Origin of the sequence: Xanthomonas citri pv. citri, assembly GCF_000961215.1 — a bacterium.
In the GTDB taxonomy this organism is placed as follows: domain Bacteria; phylum Pseudomonadota; class Gammaproteobacteria; order Xanthomonadales; family Xanthomonadaceae; genus Xanthomonas; species Xanthomonas cissicola.
Window position 1 is genome coordinate 4,452,170 of sequence record NZ_CP008998.1, and the last position, 26,772, is coordinate 4,478,941.

The following is a 26,772-nucleotide window of genomic DNA, read 5'->3' on the forward strand; positions in this document are numbered from 1 at the left end:
GGAACGGGGATGCGCAGTTGGTATTACGCCGATGGCCACCGCCATCGGCATGGCCCGGTGGCCGACGATGCCTTGCTGGGCCTGTATCGCGATCGCGTGATCGCCCTGGATACGCTGGTCTGGCGCGAAGGCCTGGACCATTGGGTGCCGCTGTCGGCGTGCGCCGACACCCTGGGTCCGCCTGTTTCCACTGATGTGCGGGCGGGCGCGGTTCCACCGCCGTTGCCGCCTGCCGCGGCGTACACCGCGCCAGCCCATCCGTCCATCGCGCCAGCGCAGCCGCGCAGCGATCGCTCAGGCTGGCCGCTGGTTGCAGTGCTAGGTGCGGTGGTCGGTGTCTTCGTGATGGTGGGCGTCATCGGCATCCTGGCTGCGATCGCACTCCCGGCCTACAACGATTACCTGAGCCGCGCCAAGGTCGCCGAGGCGGTCGGCGAGTTGGCGGCATTGAAGCCGCAGATCACCGAATTTCTGGCCAGTGAAGGCCGCTGCCCGGCCAATGACGACACGGGGTTCAAGCCACCCGAGCAGTACGCGAGCGAGCGGCTGAGCAGCGTGCGCATCGGCCGTTTCGAGGGCAGCGAATGCGGCATCGAAGCCGTGCTCCATGCGCCCAAGTCGGCCAGAATCGACGGCAAGGCAGTATGGCTGGAGCTGGATGCGGATGCCGGCAGCTGGCGGTGCAGTTCCGAAATCGACGACACCCAACTTCCACCGGATTGCCGCGGCTGACCGCCTGCTGCATGCCGATCGCGACACGCTAAGGGGACAACATGACGCAGTGGTACTACGCCGACGCACAGCGGCAGCGCCAGGGGCCGGTGGACACGGACACGCTTCGTGCGCGCCTGTCGCAGGGCATCGTCGACGGCTCCAGCCTGGTCTGGCGCGAAGGTCTGGCGCAGTGGGTGGCACTGCACGAGGTCGAGGGCGAGCTAGGCTTCGGCGGCGCAGCGCCGGCCGCGGGCCCGGAAGCCAGCGGGCCGATGCCGGCGGATGCGACACGCCATGCGCCACTGTCGGCTGCGTATCCCGGCGACAACCCGCCGGCCACAGCCTCGGCTTCCGCAACCTTGCCGATCGACGACCACGCCGCTGAAACATCGCGCTGGCCGCCGGCAGTTGCCGGCGGCGGCATTGCCGGTGCGAGTGCCAGCACCAATGATGCCGGCGCGACTGACGATGCCGGTCACCACCCGGCAATCGACTCCCCACTACATCCGCCGCGCGATCAATCCCCGTTATCGGACCCGTCGGCATGGTCCACCGCGCCGCTGGCGTCAGATCCAAGCCCGACCACGACCTCGAGCACCACGCCGACACCGGGTCACACCCCGGCAGCGGCGACCGCGCCACCTCCAGGGGCCTGGGATGCCCCGGCCCCCGCTGCCGCCGCAGCAGGCCTGGCGCTGCAGGATGCGCCAGTGGTCTACGCCGGTCTTTGGCGGCGCGTGGCCGCCAGCATTCTCGATAGCTTGATCACCACCTTTGCGGTGTACCTGATCGTGATCCCGCTGGTGTTCGTGGTGGCGCTGGTCACCACGCGCGGCGATTCAGGTTCGGCGTTGGACAACGGCAGTGCGCTCGGCATCGCCATCGTGGTGATGTCCTATGGCATCGGCCTGGCCATCCCGACGCTGTATTTCGCCTGGATGCAGTCCAGCCGGCATCAGGCCAGCCTGGGCAAGCTCGCCTGCGGCATCAAGCTGGTGCGTGCCGACAGCAACGGCGGCCGGGTCGGATTCTGGCGCAATGTGCTGCGCTATCTGGCCTACATGCTGATCAGCGTGCTGACCCTGGGCATCGGGGTGATCGTGGCGGCCTTCATGGCCGGCATGACCGAGCGCAAGCAGGCCCCGCACGACAAGGTCTGCGACACCCTGGTCGTGGACCGTTGGGCGTTCACCGAGCATCCGGAGCGGCAATCCAGAGGATTGGATACCGTGTCCATCGTGGTTCTGGCCATTTACGGGCTGATCCTGGTGCTCTCGGTGGTGGTCGTGGCCTTCATGCTGGCGGCGATCGGAATGAGTCAAAGCTAGCAGTTCACGGCGCTGGCCGCTTGACACGGCGACGCCCGCCGTGATCTTTCTAATAAGAGAACTGAACGCCCGGGAGTCCTTCCCGGGCGTTAACGCGTGGGAAACGGTCGATCCGCTTCCCTCGACCGGCCAATTAGGCCACGCTACCCGCCCCCCGGGCTCCGCCCCAACAAGTTGCCACCATGCCCAAGCACCTGCTCATCGTCGAATCGCCCGCCAAGGCCAAGACGATCAATAAATACCTCGGCAAGGACTTCACCGTCCTGGCCTCGTATGGGCACGTGCGCGACCTGGTCCCCAAGGAAGGCGCGGTCGATCCGGACAACGGCTTTGCGATGCGTTACGACCTCATCGAGAAGAACGAGAAGCACGTCGAAGCCATCGCGCGTGCCGCCAAGGGTGCCGACGACATCTTTCTGGCGACCGACCCGGACCGCGAGGGCGAGGCGATCAGCTGGCACATCGCCGAGATCCTGAAGGAGCGCGGCCTGCTCAAGGACAAGCCGATGCAGCGGGTGGTGTTCACCGAAATCACCCCGCGTGCGATCAAGGAGGCGATGGCCAAGCCACGCATGATCGCCGGCGACCTGGTGGATGCGCAGCAGGCGCGCCGCGCGCTCGATTACCTGGTCGGCTTCAATCTGTCGCCGGTGCTGTGGCGCAAGGTGCAGCGCGGCCTGTCCGCTGGCCGCGTGCAATCGCCGGCGCTGCGTATGATCGTCGAGCGCGAAGAAGAGATCGAAGCCTTCATCCCGCGCGAGTACTGGTCCATCGATGCGCATTGCCGGCATCCCTCGCAGGCGTTCAACGCGCGACTGATCAAGCTGGATGGGCAGAAGTTCGAGCAGTTCACCGTGACCGACGGCGACACCGCCGAGGCGGCGCGCCTGCGCATCCAGCAGGCCGCGCAAGGCGTGCTGCATGTCACCGACGTGGCCAGCAAGGAGCGCAAGCGCCGCCCTGCCCCGCCGTTCACGACCTCCACGCTGCAGCAGGAAGCCTCGCGCAAGCTCGGCTTCACCACCCGCAAGACCATGCAGGTGGCGCAGAAGTTGTACGAAGGCGTGGCACTCGGCGACGAAGGCTCGGTCGGTCTGATCAGCTATATGCGTACCGACTCGGTGAACCTGTCGCAGGACGCCCTGGCGGAAATCCGCGATGTGATCGCGCGCGACTTCGGCACCGCTTCGCTCCCCGACCAGCCCAACGCCTACACCACCAAATCCAAGAACGCGCAGGAAGCCCACGAAGCGGTGCGCCCGACCTCCGCGCTGCGCACCCCGGCGCAGGTGGCGCGTTTCCTGTCCGAGGACGAGCGCCGCCTGTACGAGCTGATCTGGCGCCGCGCAGTGGCCTGCCAGATGATTCCGGCCACGCTCAATACCGTCAGCGTGGATCTGTCGGCCGGCAGCGAGCACGTGTTCCGCGCCAGCGGCACCACCGTGGTGGTCCCGGGCTTCCTGGCCGTGTACGAAGAAGGCAAGGACACCAAGAGCAGCGAGGACGAGGACGAAGGCCGCAAGCTGCCGCTGATGAAGGCCGGCGACAACGTCCCGCTGGACCGCATCGTCACCGACCAGCACTTCACCCAGCCGCCGCCGCGTTTCACCGAAGCGGCGCTGGTCAAGGCGCTGGAGGAATACGGCATCGGCCGTCCCTCCACCTACGCCTCGATCATCCAGACCCTGCAGTTCCGCAAATACGTCGAGATGGAAGGCCGCAGCTTCCGTCCCACCGACGTGGGCCGTGCAGTGTCCAAGTTCCTGTCCGGGCATTTCACCCGCTACGTCGATTACGACTTCACCGCCAATCTGGAAGACGATCTGGACGCGGTGTCGCGCGGCGAAGCCGAGTGGATCCCGTTGATGGAGAAGTTCTGGGGCCCGTTCAAGGAATTGGTCGAAGACAAGAAAGACTCGCTGGACAAGACCGATGCCGGCAGCGTGCGCGTGCTCGGCACCGACCCGGTCAGCGGCAAGGAAGTCAGCGCGCGCATCGGTCGCTTCGGCCCGATGGTGCAGATCGGCACGGTCGAAGACGAGGACAAGCCCACCTTCGCGTCGCTGCGTCCGGGCCAGAGCATCTATTCGATCTCCCTCGAAGATGCGCTGGAACTGTTCAAGATGCCGCGCGCGCTGGGCCAGGACAAGGACCAGGATGTCAGCGTGGGCATCGGCCGTTTCGGCCCGTTCGCGCGGCGCGGCAGCACCTATGCCTCGCTGAAGAAGGAAGACGACCCCTACACCATCGACCTGGCGCGCGCCATCTTCCTGATCGAAGAGAAGGAAGAGATTGCACGCAACCGGGTGATCAAGGAATTCGACGGCAGCGACATCCAGGTGCTCAACGGCCGCTTCGGCCCCTACATCAGCGACGGCAAGCTCAATGGCAAGATCCCCAAGGACCGTGAGCCGGCGTCGTTGACGTTCGAAGAAGTGCAGCAGCTGCTGGCCGACACCGGCAAGCCGGTGCGCAAGGGCTTCGGCGCCAAGAAGGCCACCCTGAAGAAGAATACGGTCAAGGATTCGGCGCCGAAGAAGCCTGCCGTCAAGAAGACCGCGACCAAGACCGCGGCCAGCAAGACCGCTGTCAAGAAGGCGCCAGCCAAGAAGACGGCCACCAAGAAGGCCGCCAAGCGCGTGGTCAAGAAAACCGTGAGCAAGGCCGCGGGCTGAGAGGCGCAGCATGACCGACACACTCGACCTGGATCGCGCCGTCGCCGCACTGACGCAGGGCGGCGTGATCGCCTACCCGACCGAAGCGGTGTGGGGACTGGGATGCGACCCGCGCCAGCGAGCGGCCGTGATGCGGCTGCTGGAGATCAAGCGGCGCCCGGTGGAGAAGGGCGTGATCGTAGTGGCGTCGAGCGTGGACGTACTGCGCGACTGGGTCGACATCGACGCACTGGAGCCGGCACGCCGGCGGGACGTGCTGACCAGCTGGCCCGGCCCGCACACCTGGATCCTGCCGATCACCGACCGGGCGCCACGCTGGGTCACCGGCGAGCATGACGGGCTGGCGGTACGCATCAGCGCGCATCCCGTGGTGGCGGCCCTGTGCGGGGCCTGGGGGGCGCCGCTGGTGTCGACCAGCGCCAACCTGGCCGGCGAGCCGCCAGCGCGCAGCCGCGCCGCCCTGGATCCGGCGTTGCTGGCGACGATCGACGGCGTGGTGGATGGCGAGACCGGCGCCCTGGCGCAGCCGACCCAGATCCGCGACGCACGCAGCGGGCAGATCCTGCGCGACTGAGTGCGGCCGACAAACGACCGCGCAGTCATCAGGCGAGCGCGGCCGGTCCATCGGTTCGTCTGTCCCATGCCGACTGTTCCGGGCGGTCGCCCTTGTCGGCCTACCTGGCGACTGCCCGCCCCTTCGGCAGCAGGCCGCCGCCATCTGGCGCGTCGTCGCCCCGACCCTGCACACCGTTCAGCCGCTCCCCCTTTGCGACGGCCGCACAGACGCGCACACTGCGGCCATGCGCATCGTCCTGACTGTTCTGCTGCTCGCCGCGGCGCTGCCTGCGTCGGCCGCCACCGCCGCGAGCAAACCCGACCCGAATGTGCGGGTCTATCGCTGCGTGAGCAGCACCGGCACCGTCGCCCTGCAGGATGCGCCCTGCAGCAGCGGTCGCCAGCAGGTGCTGGATCTGCAACGGCCGCAAGACCCACCACCGCGTCCGGCCCGCGTGGAGCCGGCACCGGTCGTCGCAGCGCCCACGCATGAAGTCCGTATCGTCACCGTACAACCGCCACAGCCAATGTACGAGTGCACCACCGAAGACGGCAACCGCTACACGAGCGACAGCCCGGAAGGCAATCCGCGCTGGGTGCCGACCTGGGGCCCCGCCTATGTGGGCAATACCATTGCCCCCCCGGTCGGCGGCGGTGGCGGTATCCAGCGCCCCCCGATCTCGGTGAACCCGCGTCCGGCGATCTCGGTGCAGGGCGGCTCCGGACGAGGAAGCATCCGCGGCAACGCAAGCTTCGGCGTAGATAGCTACCAAGGCGGCTATCAGGGCGGTTACAACGGTGGCCGATACGGAGGCACGGTCATCGTGCCTTACGGCAACGTGCAGATCCGCGACGAATGCCACGCCCTGCCCGCGCAGGAAGTCTGCGCGCGGCTGGCCGACCGCCGTTGGGAGCTGATCCGCCGCTACAACAGCGCGCTGCAGAGCGAGCGCGAAGATCTCAGCCGCGAACAGCGCGGTATCGAGGCGCGCCAGCAACGCGACTGTGGCGGCGCATGAGGCGCTGGCCGCTGTTGGGCGCAATGACGCTCGGCATGATGGCGCTCGGTTCGCTGGCCGGCGCGCAGGAAGTGGCCATCTATCGCTGTACCGATGCGGCTGGCGCACTGACGGTGCAGAACATGCCGTGCCCTAAGGGCATGCAACAACAGAAGAAGCTGATGACCGCACCGGCAGCGGTGCCATTCGCGCCAGGCGGCGCGACCAACCCATCGCCTCCACATGCGATGCCAGCGGCGCAACCACGGGCTACCGCGCAGGCGGCTGCCTCGGCGCCCGTCGCACCGGCTACGCCCGCCGCACCGCCAGCACCGACGGTCACCTCGACGTCGACCCTGCCACCGCCGCCACTGTTCGAGTGCACCGCACACGACAACGGGCGTTACTTCACCGAAGACCGCGAACCGGCCACGCGCTGCCTGCCGATGCAGACCACCAACCTGGCCGGCGGGCCGGCCACTGGGGGCGGCAGCGCCTGCGAGGTGGTCACCGACCGCTGCGCGCCGGTGCCGGACCAGAGCCTGTGCGAGGCCTGGCGCAAACGCGCCGAGCAGGCCGAATCCACCTGGCGCTTCTCCGACGAAGCGCAGTCGGCCGAACGCAAGCAACGCTATGAGCAGATGCGCCGGGTTCTCGACGAGAGCCGTTGCGCCAATCCAGCCGCCACACCCTGAACACCCCTGTCGCGTCATTGAGCCAACGGGTCTGGACGGCGGGCGAGCAATCACCATTTGCTGAAAGAAGACGCGTGCAGAACCGGCGTGTGCATGAACATGCCGGCTCTGCGTCCATGCGCATCCAATCGGAACCAGGCGGTATTTGTTGCCTGCGCTAGAACCCGTAGCGCAAGAAGCCGCCGTCCACCGCGATGCATTCGCCGGTGATGTAACTGGCGGCTGGCAGGCACAAAAAACCCACTGCGGCGGCCACTTCTTCCGGTTCGCCAATGCGGCGCATCGGGGTGCGTTCGATCACCTGCTCGTAGTAATCCGGATCGGACAACGGCCCGGAGGTGCGGCGGGTGCGGATATACCACGGCGCCACCGCATTGACGCGGATGCCGTCTTCGGCCCACTCCACCGCCAGGTTGCGCGTCATCTGCTGCAACGCCGCCTTGGTCATGCCGTACGGCGCGCCGCTACGTACATGGGTGATGCCCGAGACGCTGCCGACGTTCACGATTGCCGACGCAGCATGTTGCGTCAGCAACGGATGCGCATAACGCGACAATTCAAATGCGGAAAACACGTTGGTTTCGAAGATGCCGCGCCACTGGTCTTCGGTGTAATCGATCGCGGCGCGGGTAATGTTGCCGCCGGCGTTGTTGATCAGCAGATGCAGGCCATCGGCATGGTCTTCCACCCAATCCAGGATGGCGCGGCGCTCTTCATCGTCGGAGACATCGGCGGCCAGCCCATGCAGCTCGCGCTCGGGAAACTCGTCGGCAAGCTCATCGCGCGCCTGCGCCAGGGCATCGGCATCGCGTGCCACCATCAGCAGGTCGGCACCGAAGCCGAGCAGTTCGCGCGCGATGGCCAGGCCGATGCCGGCACTGGCGCCGGTGATGAGGGCGGTCTGTCCATCCAGCCGCCAACGGTGCGTTGTCACGTGGGTGATCCTCTTCAAAAGCGCAGGAAACGGCCGCTGCAACGCAGTTGACGCGCATGCGTGGCCCGGGCGTTAGAGCATGTTATGCACGTTGAGATGAGATGCGTTGGCCGTCAGCGGTGCGGAGCGCCGGCTTGGCTGGCGCCAAGGCAAGCCGCGCGGCGCCCGCGCCGTGCCGCTGACGGCCAACCCTCCGGAAAGCACTCACCCCAAAGTACATAACACGTTCTAGGATAACGCCACCCCAGGTGAGGTCACGACGATGAAGATGCATTGGATGCTTGCGGTTGGTCTGGCGTTGTCGCTTGGCGCCTGTCAGCGGCCGCAGCCCGCGCCCACCGATCAGAAGCCCGACCCGCAGGCCACCGCCTTGCGCGACCACATCCAGCAACCGTTGAACAAGGCGCACGCGGTGCAGGCCGCAACCGACCAGGCGGCCGACGATCAGCGCAAGGCGATCGATGCCGCCACGCAGTAGCGGAACCTCGGCAATCTGCTGGCGTCGCGTCCTCAAGCGTCTGCGTTTGTATTTAGCCGGCTGCCACCACAGGACGACTTGGTGCACCAAGCAGCACGTGCGTGCAGAAGCGCACGTGGACCGCGCACCAATGTGCAAATACCTGTGCGAACGGCGGCCAAACCTGCAAAGGCGTTCACCGCAATATGCGTCATAGCTAGTTGCTGATGGCTGATGGCTGATGGCTTGAACGCTAGACGATTGAATCATGCGTCCTGCCATCTGCTTCGTTCGTTTGTGCGTTCAAAACGCCGCATCTCCCGACTTTAGAAACAACAACGCCGGCACATGGCCGGCGTTGTCGATGCATCACTCGCTCACTGAGCGCAACGCGTCAGAACCCGCAGAAGCAATAGGCCAGCGACTTGACCGGCGTGCCGCCTGCCTTGCTGTCGTGCACGGCGCTTTCGACAAAGCGCAGTTGGCTGTCCACTTCCGGCAACGAGCGGGCCAGCAGCGCGCGCGCCATGCCCGAGTCGCTCAGCATCCAGGCACCCATGCGGCTGCCGGCAAACCCGCTCATGAACTGCGAGAACGGCGTGGCCGGCTTTTCCACATAGCGCACGCGGAACTTGCCGCGGCTCAGCTTGGCGCGGTCGGCCGCATCGGCCACCGCTTCCTGCATGCCGCCGAACGCATCCACCAATCCACGCTCCTTGGCCTGCGCACCGCTCCACACACGGCCACGCGCAACCTTGTCGATCGCGTCCACCGACTGGTGACGCGCCTGCGCCACCTTGCCGGTGAAGTCGGCGTAGCCCTTGTTGATCACCGCCTGGATGACCTGGCCGGCAGCCGGATCCAGCGGACGGGTGATGTCGAACGCACCGGCGAACCGCGTGGTGGCCACGCCGTCGGTGTGCACGCCGATCTTGTCCAGCGCACGGGTCAGATTCGGCACCATGCCGAAGATGCCGATGGAGCCGCTGATGGTCGACGGGTCGGCGTAGATGCGATCGGCATTCATGCTGATCCAGTAACCGCCGGAAGCGGCAAGATCGCCCATCGACACCACCACCGGCTTGCCGGCCTGCTTGAGCGCAACCACTTCGCGGCGGATCTGCTCGGAGGCGAAGACTTCGCCACCGGGCGAATCCACGCGCAGCACCACCGCCTTCACGTCATCGTCGTCGCGCGCCTGGCGCAGCAGCGCCGCCGTGGACTCGCCACCGATGCGCCCGGCCGGCTGTTCGCCACCGCTGATCTCGCCCGCCGCCACGACCACCGCCACCTGCGGGCGACTGTCCATGGGCGAACGCTGCGCCTGCAGCTGGCTCAGATAATCGTTGAACCCGATATTGCGGAAACCGCTGTCGGCATCGCTGTCGGCGACGCCGCGCTGGACCAGCAGCGCATCGACTTCCTCGCGCGTCTTGAGCCCGTCCACCAGCTTCTGTTGCAGCGCGAACTTGGCCAGGTCGCCACCGGCGGCGGCCACGCCTTCGGGCAGCGTGTCGATACCGGCAGCCAGCTGCGCCGGGCTCAGCTTGCGTGCGGTGCCCACGTCGGCCAGGTAGCGCCGCCACACATCGTTCATCCAGAACAGATCCGCTTCCTTGGCATCGGCCGAGGCCGCGTCCAGGATGTACGGCTCGGCTGCAGACTTGTACTCGCCAACGCGGAACAGATGCACGTCCACGCCGAGCTTGTCCTGCAGGCCTTCGCGGAAGTACTGGCGATAGCGGCCAAGGCCTTCCAGCAGCACGCTGCCCATCGGGTCCAGATACACCTCGTTGGCCTGTGCGGCGAGCAGGTACTGGCCCTGGCTCATGCTCTCGCTGAAGGCCACGATCTGCTTGCCGGAGGCGCGCAACTTCTGCAACGCGACGGCCACTTCGCGTTGGGAAGCGAATCCGGACGGTTGCAGCTTGTCCAGGTTCAACAGCACGCGCTCGATCTTGCGGTCCTTGCCGGCCGCTTCGATCACGCGCACCAGGTCGCGCAGTTGCACTTCTTCGGCACTCTTGTCGCCGACCGCCTTGGCCAGCGACCGGCTGACCGGGTCGGCACTGAATTGTTCGACCAGCGTGCCTTCCGGGTTGATCACCAGGGTAGTGCGCTCGGCCAGCGGCTTGGTGCCATCACCACGCGCGAGCGCCACCACGAACACCAGCAGCAGCAAAAACAGGAAACCGAAGAACACCAGGTTGAAAATCAGGCGCCGGGTGAAATTCATCACATCCCACAGGCCGACGAAGAAGCTGGCGATGGGATTGCGACGCACGGGGTGGTTCATGGAAAGCTCCGTCGAAAGACGCTGCATACAGATCGATGGCGCCCAGCATACCGGCTGCGCAGCGCGCGCGGGATGCGCTGGAAGTCAGGGTGTCACGGTGGCGGTCAGTCGCCGGCTGGTCTGGCGAAAGCGCAGCCCCATCAGGATCGACGCCACCGTCAGGCCCAGGATCAGGCCCACCCACATGCCCTTTGGTCCCCAGCCCAGCCCCAGGCCGAGCCCGGCGCCGATCGGCATGCCCACGCCCCAGTACGAAAACATCGCCAAGAACATCGGCACGCGGGTGTCCTTGAGCCCGCGCAGCGCGCCGGCCGACAGCACCTGGATGCCGTCGGGAAACTGGAACGTGGCGGCAAACAGCAGCAACACCGAGGCCAGCGCGGCCACGGCCACGTCGTCGGTATAGACGCCGACGATGGCATCGTGGCCCAGCAGCAGCGCGCTGGCCGATAGCGCTTGCGTGCCCAGCACGATGGCATAGCCGGCCCAGGCTGCGCGCCGCATCGCCTGCGGGTCGCCGCGGCCCACTGCGTGGCCCACGCGCACGGTGGTGGCCTCGGCCACGCCCATCGGGATCATGAAACACAGCTGCGCGACGTTGATCGCAATCTGGTGCGCGGCCGCTTCGGTGGAGCCCAGCCGGCCGATCAACAGCGCGGTGACGATGAACAACCCGCCTTCCATCAAAACCGTAATGCCGATCGGCAAGCCGGTGCGTAGCAACTCGCCGATGGCGCGCCAGCGCGGCCCTTCCAGGTGGGCGAACAATTGCAGATGCGCAAAACGTCGCGCGCGCCACAAATACAGCGCGAACACGCTCGCCTGCACCCACATGGTGATGGCCGAGGCCATGCCCAGCCCTTCGGCACCGTGCTCGGCGAAGCCGAACTTGCCATAAGTCAGCGCATAGCCCACCGGTGCCAGGACCAGCAAGCCGCCAAAGCCCAGCAGCATGGTCGGCAGCGTCCAGTGCATGCCCTCGCTGAGGTAGCGCATGCAGAAGTAGAACGTCAGCGCCGGCACGCCCCAGCGGACTGCGTGCAGGAACGCGGTGGCACCGGGCACGATGTCCGGCGCAATCCCGAAGGTGGGCAGCAACGGCGGCACCACGCTCAGGAACACGAACATCAGCGCACTCAGCCCCAGCGACAGCCACAGCGCCTGTCGGAACAGCGGCCCGATCTCGCGCTCGCGGCCGGCGCCGAGCAATTGCGAGACCGAGGCGGTCAACGAAATCAAGGTGCCGATCGGCACCAGCATCGGCAGCCACAGCAGCGAAGTGCCGATGGTGACTGCAGCCAGCGTGGCGGTGCCGTGGTGGCCGGCGATGACGTTGTCGACAAAACCGATCAGGCCGGTGGAAACGTGGCCGAGCACCAGCGGCAATGCAAGCAGGCCGGTGGTGCGCACTTCCGAGGCGAAGCCTGGCGTCGCGGACGGGGGTGCAGAAGAAACAGACATGACAACCGATCGCTGCGCGGACTACGGCCGTGCCGGGAGGCGCTGGCACCGGGTCGCGCGGGCCGGCTATCTTACGCCTACTTTCCGACTGCGGCCTTGCCGCGCAGCTGGGTAGAGCCCGCTGCGCGACTGCGCGCGCGGGCAAAAACGCGAAGGCTGCTGCAACCGGGCCGGCGCGGGATACCGTTGCACGCGTGCGCCAAACGCCGGTCTTTCGGGATCAGGTCGACGGCAACGCGCCTTCCCCGACTCGCCAACCGGACCTGGCTCATGTCACCGCATTCGACCGCGCACCATCCCACGGCCTGCGAAAATTGTGCGACTGCCTTGCATGGGGCGTACTGCCACGTCTGCGGGCAAAGCGCGCACAACCCGGTGCGCAGCGTCGCCCATGCAGTGGAAGAAGTCTTCGAATCGTTCTGGCATCTGGATGGGCGCATTTTCCGCACCCTGCGCGACCTGCTGGTGCCCGGACGCGTGGCGCAGCGCTTCCTGGGCGGCCAACGCGTGCGCTACGTGGCGCCGATGCGGCTGTTCCTGGTACTGAGCCTGTTGACGTTCTTCATTGCGCGCATCGCCGTGCATGCGTCCGACGCAGACAGCGATATCGCACCGGCGCCCGGCACCAGCCAGACCGCGGTTCCCAAGGATTTCGCACATGCACGCACGCCGGCGCAGGTAGAAGCGGTACGCAAGCAATTGGTCGACACGCTGACGCAGACACGCGCGGCGGTGCCGACCGGCATCGCACGCGACAGCGTGGACGCCGGCATCGCGCGTGCCAACGCGCAAGCGCAACGCCGTCTGACGCAGTTGCAGGCCGACGCGCGTCCGACCAGCGCCGTGCCCATCGCAGAGGCAAACAGCGACAGCACGTTCTTTTCGGTGACGGGCAAGCCGTGGGACCCGGTGAGCAACCCACTGCACTATGCGGCGCTACCGCAGTTCGCCAACCGCTGGATCAATACCCAACTTCGCCATATCCGCGACAACCTGCCGCGGCTTCGCAGCGATCCGCAGCTGCTCTACAACGCGTTCTTCGCAGCGGTACCGTCTGCACTGCTGGTGCTGGTGCCGCTGTTTGCGCTGCTGTTGCGGGTGTTCTACGTGCGCAGCGGGCAGGTGTATCTGGAGCATCTGGTGGTGGCGCTGTACAGCCACGCCTTCCTGTGCCTGAACCTGCTGACGCAGCTGCTGTTGTCGCTGCTCAGCGATGCGCTGGCGCACGTCGCCAGCCCGATCACCTGGAGTATCGGACTTGCGCAGTTCGGGCTGACGGCCTGGATGCCGGTGTATCTGCTGTGGATGCAGCGGCGCGTGTACGCGCAGTCCTGGCCGGTCACCGTGCTCAAGTACCTCGGCCTGAGCGGGGTGTATCTGGTGTTGGTGACGGTGGCCGCGGCGCTATTGATGGTGGCGAGTCTGGCGCGTCTTTGACGCGACGAATCTGCGCAGACGGTTGCGCGAAAACGCCCGCATAGCAGCGCGAGGCAGCGATGCCGGGCTTGGAGGTGGGGCGTCTGGAGCGGCAGTGTGCAAACAGGCTCCCGCTTGAACCGATGTGACCGGCGCAACGCTAAAAAAAAGCATTGCGCGCGCTGACGGCGCCGAACCGGTGGCGCGAGCGATCAACGCGCCAGTTGGCGCTTCAACCAGGTGCTGCGCGTGGCCGGCGCTTCGGCCAGGAAGGCCACGCGCAAGCCGTCGCGTTCCTGGGGCGGGGTGCGCTGCGCCAGCAATGCCAGTTGCTCCAGCTGACCGGCGTCCAGGCTGCGCAGCGCGGCCAGCGTGGCCTCGCGCTGGGCAGGCGGCACGTAGCCGATCAACGGCTGCAACTGGGCATAGAACGCCCCTACCTGCGAGCCCAGGCGCCAGCCATCGCGATGCAGGCGATCCATCGCGCCGAACTGGGTGCGCAACGCGCGTTGCTGATCCTCGGGCAAGGCTTGCAGCCGCTCGCGTGCCTGGCGCAACACCACCCGGTCGGTAGCAGTCAGACCCTTCCAGGCAGCGTAGCGGGCGCGCAGCTCGGCTTGCTGCGCAGGCGTCATCGCCGCCCAGCGCGCGACCTGCTGCGCGGCGCTGGGCGATGTACCCGGCGCTGCGGCAGCGGACGTGGACGCGGCCGGCGCAGCGGCGGATTCTTCCAACGGCGTCGGCAAGCGCTGCGCGCCGGCGACGGCGGCAATCGCGCAAAGCAGCAGGCCGCACCATTTAGTTGGTTTCATCATCGACCGTCTCCAGAGGGGCGGAAGGCTGCTCGGCAGCGATGGCATGCGCACCGGATTCATCAACCGGCACCGGGTGGCCGGCGGCATACCAGGCATAGAAGTCCGCAGCGCGGGCCAGCTCCAGATCCGGGTCGGCCAGCATCGCCTGGTCGCGTGGATCCAGGCCCGGGGCGGCCACGGCATCCGGCAGGTCGGCCGCCGGGAGTTCTTCCACCAGTACCGGTGCCGCGTCGGTCACGTGCAGCACGCCGGCAGGCGCCTGCGAAACGGGCTCGGGAGGAAGCGCGGGCCGGCGGTGGGTCCACCACCAGCCCAGTACTGCCAGCAGCAGTGCCACCGCCAGCACGCCCAGTGCCACGCCGGCGTGGCGGCGCTCCAGCTGAGGCCACTGCCATTGCCGCCGGCCCCGCGCCCGCGCGGCGGCTGGACGACGCGGCGCCGGTGCCGGCTCGGCCGGCGCGGCCGGCGCGGCAGCCTGCAGCGGCATTCCGGCCAGGGCCGAATCGCGGAGCTGGCCCAGCCGGGTCAACTGGGCCGGGCTCAGGTCGCGCAGTTCCACTTGCGCCGCCTCGGCCAGGGCCCGCCAGGCCTGGGCATCCGGATTGCCTGCGGCGTCGCGCGGGCAGGCACGCGCCAGCAACTGCCGGTAGTCGGCCGTTTCGACGCCTTGCACCTCGCTGGCCACGCCTTCTTCCAGCCCGGCCACGATCCGCAGCAGCAGCGCCAGGCGGTCGGCAGTCTGCATCCGGCCCAAGGCGGTGAACGGGGGCAGCCACGTGCCCGGCATCGGCTCGCTCCGCAGCGGTGGCGCGGTGGCCAGCAGGCTCCAGAAGCGCATCGGCCAGCCTGCCATCGGCCGACCTGCCGCCTGGCTGCCGAAGGCGCGCAAGGCCGCTGCGAGGGCGCGCTCGGCGGCGGCCACATCGCCGCACTGCAATTGCGCGAGCACCAGCCCCCGGCGTTCCACACCCCGCAAGAAGGCAGATAGCGCGGCGGGGGTGACAGGGGCGTCGGGGACTACGGTCATGAGAACTCCAGCATCGGCCGGCATGATACCGACGCGATTGCCCCCCGCCGATGGCTTGACAGATCGGCTCGGCCCCGCTCCGGCTTCACATCGGCCGCGCCTGCCGCCGATGCGGGTTGTGCACAGCGGCAGACATACCGATACGCAGGCGTCTGTCAACTGTTGTTTTTTCTTTGTTGCAATCGTGTTTCACGCCTAAGTGATTGAAATTTATTGACTTATGGATGTTGGCTAAAAAATGTCCAAGAGGTTGCAGAGGCTAGTGAATCCATCGTCACAGCGTGGAGCACGAGACTAATTCACAGGTTTATCCACAGCCGGTGTGGATAAACCCCTTTCCTTAACCCTCACATAGGTTTACGTCGTATTTATCACTTCCGTCACAGAAACGCGGCCGCTGCCCCGGCGTGGATCTGGGCCGATTCGGGGTCGGCCGCCGGCCTCTGGACAGGGTGAGTAGACTGGTCGGATGTCTTCGACCGTCGCCACCCTGCGCGTCGCCTTGCCGGTGCCGCTGCCCCAGTTGTTCGACTATCTGCCTCCGGCCGATGCGGCGCCGACCGATCCGGCGCGGGTCGGCTGCCGGGTGCGGGTGCCGTTCGGGCCGCGCGAGCTGGTCGGGGTTGTGGTGGAGATCGGGCAACTGCCCGCGGCCGACGGCCTGCGCCCGGCACTGGCGTGGTGCGACCAGGCCCCGCTGCTGGTCGATGAACTGGCCCGCTCGCTGCACTGGCTGGCCCGCTACACCCACGCCCCGCTCGGCGAGGCCCAGGCCAGCGCCCTGCCCGGCCCGCTTCGGCGCGGCGAGCCGCTGGCCGATACCCACGCCTGGGCCTGGCAGCTGACCGAAGCCGGCCGCACCGGCTCCACCAGCCTGCGCGCAGGCAGCCGCCCCGCCCTGCTGGCAGCCCTGCTGCGCACCGGTGCGGTCGGCGAGGAGCAACTGGACCCGCTGCTGCCGCAGTGGCGCGAAGCCGCGCGCAGCCTGGCCAAGCGCGAGTACGCCGAGCGCGTGGCGGTGCCGGCCGACACGATTCCGCCACGCCCCGGCAACGGCCCGCCGCTCAACGACGAACAACAGGCCGCCACCGCCGCGATCCGCGCGCATAGCGGCTTTGCCACCTATCTGCTCGACGGCGTCACCGGCAGCGGCAAGACCGAGGTCTACCTGCAGGCGATCGCCGATTGCCTGGCCGCCGGCAAGCAGGCGCTGGTGCTGGTGCCCGAGATCGGGCTGACGCCGCAGACCCTGGGGCGTTTCCGTGCGCGCCTGGGCGTGCCGGTGCATGCGCTGCACTCGGGTCTGTCCGATGGCGAACGCGCGCGGGTTTGGGCGGCGGCCTGGCGCGGCCAGGCACAGCTGATCGTCGGCACCCGCTCGGCGGTGTTCACCCCGCTGCCCAACGCCGGCCTGATCGTGATCGACGAAGAACACGACGGCAGCTACAAGCAGCAGGACGGCATCCGCTATCACGCGCGCGATTTCGCGCTGGTGCGCGGCAAGGCGCTGGATGTGCCGGTGATCCTGGGCAGCGCCACGCCATCGCTGGAAAGCCTGCACAACGCCTACGCCGGTCGCTACCAGCATCTGCGCCTGTCGCAGCGCGCCGGCGAAGCGCGTCCGCCGCGCGTGCGCGTGCTCGACGTGCGCAAGCGCCCGCTCAAGGACGGCCTGTCGCCCGAGGTGCTGGCCGGTATCGGCACCACCCTGGCGCGTGGCGAACAGGTCCTGGTGTTCAAGAACCGCCGCGGCTATGCACCGGTGCTGCTGTGCCACGACTGCGGCTGGACCGCTGCCTGCCAGCGCTGCAGCACGCCGCTGCACCAGACCCCGATGACCGTGCATGCAGGCGGCCGGCGCCTGCAGTGCCACCATTGCGGCGCGCGCCAACCCGCACCGCTGGCCTGCCCGGCCTGCGCCAGCCTGGCGCTGCAGCCGCAGGGCATCGGCACCGAGCGGCTGGAAGAACGCCTGACCGAGGCGTTTCCGGACGTCCCGGTGGTGCGCATCGACCGCAGCACCACCCAGCGCCGCGACGCACTGGAAACCCAGCTCGCCCGGCTCGGCACCGAGGCCGGCATCCTGGTCGGCACGCAGATCCTGGCCAAGGGCCACGACCTGCCGCGGCTAACCATGGTCGTGGTGGTCGGCATCGACGAAGGCCTGTTCTCGGCCGACTTCCGCGCCGCCGAAAAACTGGCCCAGCAGTTGATCCAGGTGGCCGGACGCGCCGGCCGTGCCGACCGGCCGGGCGAAGTCTGGCTGCAGACCCATCACCCCGAACACCCGTTGCTGCAGACCCTGGTCAATGGCGGCTACCACGCCTTCGCCGACGCCGAACTGCAGCAGCGCGAGGCCGCGGGATTTCCGCCGTTCGCGCATCTGGCGCTGTTCCGCGCCGAGGCCAAGGACGTGGCCGCGGCCAACCAATTCCTGATGGCGGTGCGTGGCCTGACCACGGCAGACAGCACCGCACAATCGCCTGCCTTTGCCGCAGTGGAGTGCTACGGCCCGATGCCGGCACCGATGCCACGCCGCGCCGGTTTCCAGCGCAGCCAGTTGCTGTTGTCCGCGCAACAGCGCTCGGCGCTGCATCGTCTGCTGGATGCGCAACTGCCTGCGATCTATGCGCTGCCGCAGGCGCGGCGCGTACGCTGGTCGCTGGATGTGGATCCGATCGATCTGTATTAGTGCGGGCGTATCGCACGCGGAGCAGCAGCTAGATCACCGTGTACCCAGCTTGCGTAGGAGCGCACCTGGGCGCGATGTGGCGTTCCCGGGAATGCCCTCGCGCACCAGTGCGCTCCTACAGAAAACGCGGGCTATTTAGTCGCGCGATGTACAAGGCCCATGTCCTTGCAGCAACGTGTCGGGTCGGCAGCACGTGCGGCGCCTGCCATGGACCATGCTGGCCTGAGCGCAAACGCGAAACTCAAGTCAGCGCGGTCATCACCCCACGCTGGTACGCCGGCCGCACACGCAAGCGCGCGTACCACGCCTGCAGATGCGGCAATTCGGGCCGCTCGATCGGCATTTCGAACCACGCGTAGATGAAGCTGCCCAGCGGTATATCGCCCATCGCGAACCGTCCGCCGGACAGGTACGGCTGCTGCGCCAATGCCGCATCGGCACGTGCGAGCAACTCGCCCGACTGGGTCAACGCCGCAGCGATGCGTGCGTGATCGCGCTCGGCCTCCGGCGTGCGCACAACGCCCCAGAACAGGTCGCGAAACACACCGGCGAACGTGGAGGTGGTCCAATCCATCCAGCGGTCGCCCAGCGCGCGCTCGGCCGGTGCCTGCGGATACAGGGCCGGCGCATATTGCGCGGCTAGGTAGCGCACGATCGCATTGGACTCCCACAGCACCAGCGCACCATCCTGCAAGGTCGGCACCACGCCGTTCGGATTCAATGCGCGATAGGCCGGCGTGTCGTTGCCGCCGAACGCACCGCCGACTTCGATCGAGGTGTAGGCCACCCCGGCTTCTTCGGCGCACCACAACGCCTTGCGCACATTGCTGGAATTGCGCCGGCCCCAGATCGTGATGGCGGGCATCGCTGCGGTGGGCACATTTGCGTCCTGCGTCATGCTCAGCCCCCTGCTGCAGGTTTGGCCGGCGCACGTGCCGGGCGCTTGGCAGCCGCCGGTTGCGCCGGTTTGCCGCGGCCACTCTTGGGCGTGTCGCGCACCCACAACGCCTGTTCGTCCTGCCTGATCTCGAACAAGCCGATCGCGCGCACCAGATCGCTGAGTTTGCGATAGCCATAGTTGCGTGGATCGAACGAGGCCTGGTTGGCCACCTGCTTGCCGACTGCACTCAGCAGCGCCCAGCCATCGTCTTCGCAGGCGCTGACGATCGCATTGCGCAGCATTTGGACCAGACGCGTATCGCGACGTAATGCGGTGGCGTCCTTGCGACCGGCAGCCGTCTCGCTGGCGGCTGCAGCTTGCTCGCCGAGCGCCTCGACATAGGTGAACTTGGAGCACGCATTGACGAACGGCGCCGGTGTCTTCTTTTCGCCGAAGCCATAGACCTTCATGCCGTCGGTCAGCAGGCGCATCACCAGCGGCGTGAAATCGGCATCGCTGGAGACGATCGCAAATCCATCCAGATTGCGCGCGTACAACAGGTCCATCGCATCGATCACCATTGCCATGTCCGAGGCGTTCTTGCCGGAACTGTAGGCAAATTGCTGGATCGGCCGGATCGCATAGTCGTGCAACGCCGCCTCCCAGCCTTTCAGGTGCGGGCTCTTCCAGTTGCCGTAGGCGCGGCGCACGTTGGCCACGCCGTAGCGCGCCACTTCGGCCAGCACCACGTCGATCTTGCCGGCCGGCGCATTGTCCGCATCGATCAGCAGCGCGATGCGTTTGTCAGCGTTGTCGCTCATGCTCATTGCTCCAGGGACTTCGCAGATTCGGTCTTGAAGTCGGTGTCGGTGTCGGTGTCGGTGTCCATCTCACTCTCCTCCACGTCGGTCTCGGCCGGCAATGTGTACTCGGTGCCATCGCGCAGCGTGAGCACGCCCGTACTCAGGATCTCGCGTTCTGCCCCGTCGCTGACCCAGGTAGCGTGCACGCGCCCGGTGCCGCGATCGCCTTCCACATCGAACACGAACTCGTCGCTACCCGGGGCCAGACTGGTGCGATACAGATCCACCTGCATGTCGCGGATGTGCCCGATATGTTCCTGCACCACGGCATCGGCCTGCAGCGCACTGCGCGCCTGATCGGCAAACAGCGACCAACCGATCGACATCAGCCAGATGAGCGCGCCGAGCACCAGCGTCCCGAACAGCACTACACACGTCGCCACGCCAATCAGCCCGATCGCCACACTGCTGAGCGGCTTCTTGACGACCGCTGCCCGCGACGGTGCAGCGGGCGGCACAGACGACAACGGCGGCAACGGCGGCGGGAGCGACGACATGGGGTGGCCGGAAGCGGGAGATGCGACATGATGCCGCAGGCGGGCCACGCTCACGCGGCATGTTCATTGCCGATGCGGCATCCTGATACGCCCGCGTCGCACTCCATCGGACCTTACGATGACCTCTCTCCCCTCCCAAGCTCCGCTGCATCTGGTTGTGGTTGGCGGCGGATTCGCCGGCTTATGGGCGACCCGCGCGCTCGACGACCCCGGCATCCGCATCACTCTGGTCGACCGTCAGAACCACCACCTGTTCCAGCCCCTGCTGTATCAGGTGGCCACCGCCGGCCTGTCGGCACCGGACATCGCCGCGCCGCTGCGGCACATCCTGCGCGAGCAACGCAATGTCGAAGTACTGCTCGGCGATGTCACCGATATCGCACCAAGCCGCCGCGAGGTGGTGTTGGCCGATGGCGGCACGCTCGGCTACGACATGTTGCTGCTGGCCACCGGCGCCACCCATGCCTATTTCGGCAACGACCAATGGGCCGAACACGCCCCTGGCCTGAAAACGCTGTACGACGCACTGGTGCTGCGGCGCAAGCTGCTGCTGGCCTTCGAACGCGCAGAAGCCGAATCCGACCCTGCCGCACGCGCCGCCTGGCTGAGCTTTGCAGTGGTCGGCGGCGGGCCCACCGGCGTCGAACTGGCCGGCACTCTGGCCGAAATCGCCCGCCACACACTCAAGAACGAGTTCCGCCACATCGACCCGCGGCAGGCGCGCGTGCGGCTGGTCGAAGCCGGTCCGCGCGTGCTGCCCTCGTTTCCGGAAGATCTCACCGCCAAGGCGCGCAAGCAGTTGGAACGTCTGGGCGTGGAGGTGCACACCGGAACTCCGGTCACGCAGATCGATGCATTGGGCTACCAGCTCGGCGACACCTTCGTGCCGGCACGCACCGTGGTGTGGGCCGCCGGCGTGGCCGCCTCGCCGCTGGCGCGTACGCTGGGCGTGCCGCTGGATCGCGCCGGCCGCGTGCTGGTCGAAGCCGACCTCAGCGTGCCGGGCCACCCGGAAATCTTCGTCGGCGGCGATCTGGCCTCGGTGCAGCAGGACGGCCGCCCGGTGCCGGGCGTGGCACCGGCCGCCAAGCAGATGGGCAAGCACATCGCCAAGGCGATCCGGGCGCGGCAGCGCGGCCAGACCGCGCCGGCGTTCCGCTACCAGGACTACGGCAACCTGGCCACGATCGGCCGCATGGCCGCCATCGTGCATGTGGGCAAGCTCAAGCTGTCCGGCGTCGTCGCCTGGTGGTTCTGGCTGGCTGCGCACGTGTACTTTTTGATCGGCTTCCGCAACCGGTTCGTGGTGCTGGTGAACTGGGCGATGGCGTACTGGAGCTACCAGCGCGCCGCGCGCATCATCTTCGGCGGCGCCACCGACGATCCTCCCCCCAGCAGCAAGGACGGATGACAGCGGCGCAAGCCGTGCGCGATGCTGTGCGGCCTGATGCGATGGCCTGACCGTGGCAACTGTCCTGTTCCTGCTGGATCTGCTCGGCACCTTCGTGTTCGCCCTGAGCGGGGCGACCGTGGCGGTACGCAACCGTCTGGACCTGTTCGGCGTGCTGGTGCTCTCCTGCGCGGCCGCCGTGTCCGGCGGCATCGTGCGCGATGTGCTGATCGGCGCCACCCCGCCGGCCGCGCTGGTGCAGCCGCAGTATCTGCTGGTGGCCTGCCTGGCCGGCGTGGCCGGGTTCTATTGCCATGCAGCGGTGGAGCGCCTGCGCAATCCGGTGCAGATCTTCGATGCCGCCGGGCTGGCGCTGTTTGCGGTCTATGGCACCAGCAAGGCGCTGGACTATCACCTCACCCCGTTGAGCGCGACATTGCTGGGCATGCTCAGCGGCATCGGCGGCGGCATTGCGCGCGATCTGCTGGTGGCGCGCACGCCGGTGGTGTTGCAGGCCGAACTGTACGCGGTCGCCGCGCTTGCCGGTGGCGGGCTGGTCGCGGTCGGGCACGTCCTGGATGTGCCGCAGGCCTGGTCGTTGGCGACCGGCGCCGGCGTGTGCTTCGGCCTGCGCTTCATGGCGATCCGCTACGGCTGGCATCTGCCGGTGGCGCGCTCGCCGGAGTAGCAATCGCGTAGCCCCACATAGGCAGACGGCCCGGAAAACCGGGCCGTCTGTGCAAACACCCGCGCAAGACCGACAGGATCAGGCGACGAACAGCGCCTTCATCTTCTTCAGCGCATTCGCTTCGATCTGACGGATGCGCTCGGCCGACACGCCGTATTCGTCTGCCAGTTCCTGCAGCGTCACCTTGGAATCGGAATCCAGCCAGCGGCGCTTGACGATGTCGCGCGAGCGCGCGTCCAGGCCAGCCATACCTTCGCGCAGCAGCTGCAGCTGGTTGTCTTCGCTGTCGTGACGCTCGTACGCCTGCGACGGATCTTCTTCATTGGCGACCAGGTAGCTCACCGGCGACGGCGGGCCGTGATCGTCGTCTTCGTCCGACGACGCGTCGAAACCGATGTCGCGACCGGACAGGCGCGACTCCATTTCCATCACCTCACGCTCGGAGACGTTCAGGTCCTTGGCAACCGCAGTCACTTCCGACGCATTGAGCCAGCCCAGACGCGTCTTGGACTTGCGCAGGTTGAAGAACAGTTTGCGCTGCGCCTTGGTCGTGGCGACCTTGACGATGCGCCAGTTCTTCAGGATGAACTCGTGCATCTCGGCACGGATCCAGTGCACCGCGAAGCTGACCAGGCGCACGCCCATGTCCGGGTCGAAGCGCTTGACCGCCTTCATCAGGCCGATGTTGCCTTCCTGGATCAGGTCGCCCAGCGGCAGGCCGTAGCCGTTGTAGCCGCGGGCCACGTGCACCACGAAGCGCAGGTGGGAATGGACCAGTTCGCGCGCGGCGTCCAGATCCAGCTCGTCGCGAAAGCGACGGGCCAGATCCTGCTCCTCATCGACCGACAGCACCGGGATCTGGTGCACGGCACCGATGTAGGCGTCCAGCGAACCGAGCGCACTGGGAATCGGGAGATTGTTTGCCACAAGGGCAGTCGAGGTAGTCTGGTTCATAGGCACCATCTTAGCAGTCGAACTATTGGACTGCCGGGTACAGAAAGAGTTCCCAGCATTCCATTTATAGGACGTTCGGGCTTTTGGCATCGCCGGTGTTCTACAGCCCGGCACCCAAATTCGAGGCTTACCGTACCACCAAGCCCCTATGCAAACCGTGACAAACTGGTTGCGCAACGGGATGTACGGGAGCGTCGTTCAGGCGCCGGCGGAGGTGAGGTCCAGCGCGCTGCGCGGTGGCAGCGACCAGTCGATCGGGCTCAGACCACGCCGCCGCAAATGGTCGTTGGTCTTGGAAAAATGCTGGCAGCCCAGGAAGCCGCGGTGCGCCGACAGCGGCGAAGGATGTGGCGCCTTCAAGACCCGGTGGCGCGTCTGGTCGATGACCTTGCCCTTGGACTGCGCATAGCTGCCCCACAGCAGGAACACCAGCCCTTCGCGCTCGCGGTTGAGGGTTTCCACCACATGATCGGTGAAGCCTTCCCAGCCCTTGTTCTGGTGGGCCCCGGCGCGTCCCTGCTCCACCGTCAGCACCGCATTGAGCAGCAGCACGCCCTGGCGCGCCCAGGGCATCAGGTAGCCGTGATCCGGCCGCGCGATCCCCAGGTCGTCCTGGATCTCTTTGTAGATATTGAGCAGCGACGGCGGCACCGGCACGCCGGGCAGTACCGAGAAGCACAGCCCATGCGCCTGACCTTCGCCGTGATACGGGTCCTGGCCCAGGATCACCACCTTGACTTGCTCGAACGGTGTCGCGTCGAAGGCGGCGAAGATCTGCGGGCCGGGCGGAAACACCCGCGCCCCGGCCGCCTTGCGCTGGCGCAGGAATGCCGACAGCTCCCGCATCTGTGGGCGCAGCAGCCAGTCGCCCACCCTTGCCTTCCACGACGGTTCCAGCTGGATGCGTCCTTCCCCTTCAGTCATAGCGTGACAGCCTGATCCTCCAGGCGTGCCAGGCGCAGCTGGAACAACACCTTGGTCACAAGCAGGCGCTCTTCGATCGGTTTTTGCACCAGATCGTTGGCACCGGCGCGCAGCAAGTCGGACTGATTGCGCGGGTTGGTGTCGCCGGTCATCACCAGCACCGGCAGGCGGCGCTTGCCGTAGGCGAAGTCGATGCGGATACGCTCGACCACGTCGCGGCCGTTGAGCTCGCCCTTCAGGGTCACGTCGGTCAGCACCACGTCGATGCGGCGCTCGGTGCGGCCCAGCGATTCGGCGGTGAGCAGCGCAAAGGCATCTTCGGCGGTGAGCACGTGCACCACTTTCAGGCTCTGGCGTTCGAGCATGCGCTTGGTCGCCTCGGCCACCACGCGGCTGTCTTCAATGTAGAGCACGGTCGCGCCCACCACCGGCTCGGGCTGCACGTAGCCGCGGATGAAGGTCGCCAGGGCTTCATGGCCCAGCGCCTTGTCGAAATAATCGGTGACGTATTCGGTGAAACGGCGCTCCACCAGATGCTGCTGCGCATCGCCGGAGACCACGATCACCGGGACATAGGCCTGCCCGGCGGTTTCGCGCACGCTGCGCGCCAGGGTCAGGCCGTCGCCATCGGGCAGCGACAGCGAGGTGGTGACCAGATCCACCGCGCCGGCTTCCAGCGCCTGACGCGCTTCGGCAATGTTGGAACAGCCGATCACCTGCACATTGGGCAGGTCGCGCTTGAGCACGTCGGCAATCAGCTTGCGCACCAACTTGGAGCCATCGACCACCATCACGCGCGGCGCGTCGCTGATCAGGTGTTTGAGATCTGGTGGGTGCATGGCAGGCCTCAGGTCTCGGTAGGACGGGTCTGGCGAAGGAAATGGCCGGTCACCAGCCAGGCACCCAACCAACCCAGGACTAAGGTGCCGACCAGCACCATCGCAGAATGCAACAGATCCAGCCCATGCAGGGTAAAAGAACTGCCGTAACTGTCGGCCAATGTCGCCAACGGCGCACGCAATGCCAGGCCCGAGGCGGCGATCAGAGCGAGCGCGACAGCGCCGGCGCCGAGTCCGTACCACGCGCCCAGATACAAGAACGGACGACGGATGAAGCCATCGCTGGCGCCGAGCAACTGCAGCACGCCGATTTCTTCGCGCCGCGACTGGATATCCAGCCGCACGGTGTTGCCGACCACCAGCACCGCACCGATCCCGAGCAGGGCAGACAACACCTGGACCAGGCGCTCGCCGAAATGCAACCAGCCATCCAGGCGCTTGCGCCACAGCGCGTCGTGCTGCACCTGATCGGTCTGCGGCAGCGCCTGTAGCGCACCGGCCAGCTGCGCGTCGTCGGTCGCATCGGCGGGAGTGACGATCAACAAGGTGGGCAGCGGGTTGTCGCCCAGCGCATCGGCCGCTTCATCGAGCTTGGCGCTTTCGCGCAGCTCGGCCAAACCCTGTTCGGGCGTGCGCAGCGTGACCTTGGCCACATCCGGACGTGCACGCAGCTCGCCGGCCAGCGCCTGCGCCGCATCGGCGGCCACGTCGACCTTCAGGAACAGATTGATCTCGCGCGACTGCTGCACGCTGCCGGCCAGCAGCTTGACGTTATCCAGCGCGATCGACAGCCCCAACGGCAGGGCCAGCGCCAGGGCCATCACCACGATGGTCAACAAGGTGGCCCACGGCTTGCGCATCGCACGGCCCAGGCTGAAGGCGATGCTGTGCAGATGATGGTCGATCCACACGCCGAACCGCGACGGCGCGACGGTTTCGGTATTGGCGGGCTTGCTCATTCGGCCAGGTCCTGCGGCGAGATGTCGTCGACCAGGCGGCCGTGATCCAGAATCAGCACGCGCTTGCGCATCTGCTTGAGCAGCGCCAGGTCGTGGCTGACCACCAGCACGCTGGTGCCACGGGCCGGGAGTTCGGCGAACAACTGCATGATTTCCGCGGCCAGTGCGGGGTCGAGATTGCCGGTGGGCTCATCGGCCACCAGCAGCCGCGGTTCGCCGACGATGGCGCGCGCGATGCCAACGCGTTGCTGCTCACCGGCAGACAATTGCGACGGCAGGGCTTTCTCGCGATGGGCCAGACCGATGCGCTCCAATGCCGAGCGCACGCGTTTGCCGATCTCGGCACGCCGGGTGCCGCGCAAGATCAGCGGCAAGGCCACGTTCTCGGCGATGCTGCGGTCGTTGAGCAGACGGTGGTCCTGATAGACCGCGCCCACCTGACGCCGATGCAGCGGAATCTGCCGGCCACGCACCTTGAGCAGGTTACGTTCGCCCAGCAGCACCGCGCCCTGACTCGGGCGTTCGCTGAGGTGGATCAGTTTGAGCAAGGTACTTTTGCCGGCGCCGGAATGGCCGGTCACGAACAGCATCTCGCCATCGGCCACTTCGAAGCTGACATCGGTCAGCGCCTGGTGGCCACCGGCGTAGTGCTTGCTGACGTTGTCGAAACGCAGAACGGTCATTCAGCGATTATGCCGGAGCGCCAGTGCTTGCG

The 26,772-nt window shown here is 67.1% G+C and carries 24 protein-coding genes; 11 read left to right on the forward strand and 13 right to left on the reverse strand.

Annotation, left to right across the window (positions count from 1 at the left end; genetic code table 11):
• The first annotated feature begins 9 nt into the window (after nt 1-9).
• The 6 genes from AMD14_RS19615 to AMD14_RS19640 all read left to right on the forward strand — a co-directional run bounded on the left by AMD14_RS19615 (nt 10) and on the right by AMD14_RS19640 (nt 6,965).
• Nucleotides 10-732, forward strand: coding sequence for a pilin (locus AMD14_RS19615; protein ID WP_015463663.1), 723 nt, complete (start codon nt 10-12; stop codon nt 730-732).
• A 41-nt stretch (nt 733-773) separates the two neighbouring features.
• Nucleotides 774-2,042: an RDD family protein gene (locus AMD14_RS19620; RefSeq protein ID WP_011052535.1), complete on the forward strand. Its 1,269-nt coding sequence runs from the start codon at nt 774-776 to the stop codon at nt 2,040-2,042.
• A 182-nt stretch (nt 2,043-2,224) separates the two neighbouring features.
• Complete coding sequence (locus AMD14_RS19625) at nt 2,225-4,717, forward strand: DNA topoisomerase I (protein WP_011052536.1); 2,493 nt, start codon at nt 2,225-2,227, stop codon at nt 4,715-4,717.
• 10 nt (nt 4,718-4,727) lie between these two features.
• The gene (gene tsaC, locus AMD14_RS19630; protein WP_011052537.1) at nt 4,728-5,291 is read left to right on the forward strand and encodes an L-threonylcarbamoyladenylate synthase type 1 TsaC; all 564 of its coding nucleotides are present in this window, start codon (nt 4,728-4,730) and stop codon (nt 5,289-5,291) included.
• A 226-nt stretch (nt 5,292-5,517) separates the two neighbouring features.
• Entirely contained in the window at nt 5,518-6,291 is a 774-nt protein-coding gene (locus tag AMD14_RS19635; protein WP_003484461.1) for a hypothetical protein, read from the forward strand.
• Nucleotides 6,292-6,314: 23 nt separating this feature from the next.
• The gene (locus tag AMD14_RS19640; protein ID WP_015472876.1) at nt 6,315-6,965 is read left to right on the forward strand and encodes a DUF4124 domain-containing protein; all 651 of its coding nucleotides are present in this window, start codon (nt 6,315-6,317) and stop codon (nt 6,963-6,965) included.
• 157 nt (nt 6,966-7,122) lie between these two features.
• Here the strand turns inward: AMD14_RS19640 and AMD14_RS19645 are convergent, their stop codons facing one another.
• The gene (locus tag AMD14_RS19645) at nt 7,123-7,899 is read right to left on the reverse strand and encodes an SDR family oxidoreductase (RefSeq protein ID WP_003484465.1); all 777 of its coding nucleotides are present in this window, start codon (nt 7,897-7,899) and stop codon (nt 7,123-7,125) included.
• Between the two features lie 262 nt (nt 7,900-8,161).
• Here AMD14_RS19645 and AMD14_RS19650 point away from each other — a divergent pair, with 262 nt between their 5' ends.
• Complete coding sequence (locus AMD14_RS19650) at nt 8,162-8,377, forward strand: hypothetical protein (RefSeq protein WP_003484467.1); 216 nt, start codon at nt 8,162-8,164, stop codon at nt 8,375-8,377.
• Between the two features lie 373 nt (nt 8,378-8,750).
• On the opposite strand, the gene sppA is transcribed toward AMD14_RS19650, so the two are convergent.
• Nucleotides 8,751-10,652: a signal peptide peptidase SppA gene (gene sppA, locus AMD14_RS19655; RefSeq protein ID WP_011052540.1), complete on the reverse strand. Its 1,902-nt coding sequence runs from the start codon at nt 10,650-10,652 to the stop codon at nt 8,751-8,753.
• An 84-nt stretch (nt 10,653-10,736) separates the two neighbouring features.
• A complete protein-coding gene (locus AMD14_RS19660) occupies nt 10,737-12,113 on the reverse strand; it encodes an MATE family efflux transporter (RefSeq protein ID WP_011052541.1) in 1,377 nt (458 codons plus the stop codon).
• Between the two features lie 186 nt (nt 12,114-12,299).
• Between AMD14_RS19660 and AMD14_RS19665 the strand changes: the two genes are divergently transcribed.
• Complete coding sequence (locus AMD14_RS19665; protein WP_040148628.1) at nt 12,300-13,550, forward strand: DUF3667 domain-containing protein; 1,251 nt, start codon at nt 12,300-12,302, stop codon at nt 13,548-13,550.
• A 191-nt stretch (nt 13,551-13,741) separates the two neighbouring features.
• Here AMD14_RS19665 and AMD14_RS19670 read toward each other — a convergent pair whose 3' ends face one another.
• Nucleotides 13,742-14,344 carry a DUF3106 domain-containing protein gene (locus AMD14_RS19670; protein ID WP_015472877.1) on the reverse strand — a complete coding sequence of 201 codons (603 nt, stop codon included), beginning with the start codon at nt 14,342-14,344 and terminating at the stop codon, nt 13,742-13,744.
• Nucleotides 14,328-15,371 (reverse strand): hypothetical protein, encoded by a 1,044-nt coding sequence (locus AMD14_RS19675; protein ID WP_045720683.1) that lies wholly within the window; start codon nt 15,369-15,371, stop codon nt 14,328-14,330. Before AMD14_RS19675 ends, AMD14_RS19670 begins: the two co-directional genes overlap by 17 nt.
• A 469-nt stretch (nt 15,372-15,840) precedes the next feature.
• Here AMD14_RS19675 and AMD14_RS19680 point away from each other — a divergent pair, with 469 nt between their 5' ends.
• Entirely contained in the window at nt 15,841-18,063 is a 2,223-nt protein-coding gene (locus AMD14_RS19680) for a primosomal protein N' (RefSeq protein ID WP_011052545.1), read from the forward strand.
• Nucleotides 18,064-18,304: 241 nt separating this feature from the next.
• Here AMD14_RS19680 and AMD14_RS19685 read toward each other — a convergent pair whose 3' ends face one another.
• From AMD14_RS19685 to AMD14_RS19695, 3 genes are read right to left on the reverse strand one after another with little or no spacing between them, the layout of a single operon-like run.
• Nucleotides 18,305-18,928 carry a glutathione S-transferase family protein gene (locus AMD14_RS19685; protein ID WP_011052546.1) on the reverse strand — a complete coding sequence of 208 codons (624 nt, stop codon included), beginning with the start codon at nt 18,926-18,928 and terminating at the stop codon, nt 18,305-18,307.
• Between the two features lie 35 nt (nt 18,929-18,963).
• Nucleotides 18,964-19,770, reverse strand: a complete 807-nt coding sequence (locus AMD14_RS19690; RefSeq protein WP_011052547.1) for an NYN domain-containing protein — start codon at nt 19,768-19,770, stop codon at nt 18,964-18,966.
• A complete protein-coding gene (locus tag AMD14_RS19695) occupies nt 19,767-20,303 on the reverse strand; it encodes a hypothetical protein (protein ID WP_005923060.1) in 537 nt (178 codons plus the stop codon). The genes AMD14_RS19690 and AMD14_RS19695 overlap by 4 nt, the downstream gene beginning before the upstream one ends.
• 118 nt (nt 20,304-20,421) lie before the next feature.
• On the opposite strand from AMD14_RS19695, the gene AMD14_RS19700 reads away from it, so the two are divergent.
• Nucleotides 20,422-21,714, forward strand: a complete 1,293-nt coding sequence (locus tag AMD14_RS19700) for an NAD(P)/FAD-dependent oxidoreductase (protein ID WP_011052548.1) — start codon at nt 20,422-20,424, stop codon at nt 21,712-21,714.
• A 52-nt stretch (nt 21,715-21,766) separates the two neighbouring features.
• A complete protein-coding gene (locus AMD14_RS19705) occupies nt 21,767-22,381 on the forward strand; it encodes a trimeric intracellular cation channel family protein (RefSeq protein ID WP_011052549.1) in 615 nt (204 codons plus the stop codon).
• A 78-nt stretch (nt 22,382-22,459) separates the two neighbouring features.
• Here the strand turns inward: AMD14_RS19705 and rpoH are convergent, their stop codons facing one another.
• The 5 genes from rpoH to ftsE form a co-directional block, all read right to left on the reverse strand.
• The gene (rpoH, locus tag AMD14_RS19710) at nt 22,460-23,335 is read right to left on the reverse strand and encodes an RNA polymerase sigma factor RpoH (protein ID WP_005911428.1); all 876 of its coding nucleotides are present in this window, start codon (nt 23,333-23,335) and stop codon (nt 22,460-22,462) included.
• A gap of 198 nt (nt 23,336-23,533) precedes the next feature.
• Entirely contained in the window at nt 23,534-24,259 is a 726-nt protein-coding gene (gene ung, locus AMD14_RS19715) for a uracil-DNA glycosylase (protein WP_005911429.1), read from the reverse strand.
• A complete protein-coding gene (locus AMD14_RS19720) occupies nt 24,256-25,098 on the reverse strand; it encodes a response regulator (RefSeq protein WP_003484494.1) in 843 nt (280 codons plus the stop codon). Before AMD14_RS19720 ends, ung begins: the two co-directional genes overlap by 4 nt.
• 8 nt (nt 25,099-25,106) lie before the next feature.
• Entirely contained in the window at nt 25,107-26,057 is a 951-nt protein-coding gene (gene ftsX, locus AMD14_RS19725; protein ID WP_003484495.1) for a permease-like cell division protein FtsX, read from the reverse strand.
• Nucleotides 26,054-26,740: a cell division ATP-binding protein FtsE gene (ftsE, locus tag AMD14_RS19730; protein ID WP_003484499.1), complete on the reverse strand. Its 687-nt coding sequence runs from the start codon at nt 26,738-26,740 to the stop codon at nt 26,054-26,056. Before ftsE ends, ftsX begins: the two co-directional genes overlap by 4 nt.
• Between the last annotated feature and the right edge of the window lie 32 nt (nt 26,741-26,772).